Source organism: Methylobacterium sp. J-070 (genome assembly GCF_022829385.1).
Lineage (GTDB): Bacteria > Pseudomonadota > Alphaproteobacteria > Rhizobiales > Beijerinckiaceae > Methylobacterium.
Window position 1 is genome coordinate 1 of sequence record NZ_JAKSXX010000140.1, and the last position, 964, is coordinate 964.

At 66.9% G+C, this 964-nt stretch carries 2 protein-coding genes; one reads left to right on the top strand and one right to left on the bottom strand.

Annotated features, from left to right (window positions below):
• Nucleotides 1–416: MFS transporter (locus MKL01_RS13565; protein ID WP_243905744.1), on the bottom strand; the 416-nt coding region annotated here is incomplete at its 3' end.
• Nucleotides 417–720: 304 nt separating this feature from the next.
• Here MKL01_RS13565 and MKL01_RS13570 point away from each other — a divergent pair.
• The coding region (locus MKL01_RS13570; protein ID WP_409566250.1) for an alpha/beta fold hydrolase at nucleotides 721–964 on the top strand (244 nt) is incomplete at its 3' end.

A 964-nucleotide genomic window follows, 5' to 3' on the forward strand; every position in this document is an offset into this window, starting at 1 on the left:
ATGAAACGGATCAGCGCGATGTTGACGGCCATCAAGGCGCTGGCCCCGATCCCCTGGAGCACACGCGCGGCGACCAGCGTCGGCAGGGACCAGGCCAGGGCGCAGATGAGCGAGGCGCCGATGAACAGGATGAGGCCGGCGACGTAGATCCGCTGCTGCCCGACGATCTCACCAAGGGCCGCGATCGGCAGTAGCGTCGCCACGACCGCGAGCTGGTAGGCGTTCACGATCCAGACCGAGGCACCAGGATCGACCCTGAGGTCGGCGGCGATGGTAGGCAGCGCCGTGTTGGCGATGGCGGTGTCGAGCGTGGCGAGCGCCACCCCGGTGAGCACTGCGGCCATCGCCCGGCCGCGTTGGCCCGCCGGCAGCCCGTCGTGAGCTATCGCGGTCGGCTTCAGGGTCGTGACAGACATTCGGAGGGGATGTCTCGCGTTTCGAACTGACCTCGGACTGCGCCGCCTGCTTCGCCTTGGCAATCACGCGGTGTCATCACCTCTGCACGAGAGGGCGCCGCCATTTTCCCTTTGGAGAGAAGATGTCGACCCAAATGCATCGAGCACCCCAGCCATGGTCTCGGCCCCAGGCTTGGCGAACTGGCGGCCGGAAGCTGACGCTTGATACCCCTCACGAGGTCCGAAATAGGTTTGTCGTAATCCTTCCCTCAACCAATGACCGTCCAGCCGGAGCGCCCTATCTCGCGTGCGAAGGAGATGGGCCATGCCGACTCAGACCGTCCTTGCCGCCGCCGCGCTGGCGCTCGCACACGGTTTGCCGCAGCCGCTTCCCTCCGTCTCAGCCACGACGAGCTACCATCGGGCCGAGGTGAATGGCGTAGGCGTCTTCTACCGCGAGGCCGGCCCGCGCGACGCGCCCACGATCCTGCTGCTGCATGGCTATCCGTCATCGTCGCGGCAGTGGGACGCGCTGCTGCCGCTGCTCGCCGACCGGTACCACCTGATCG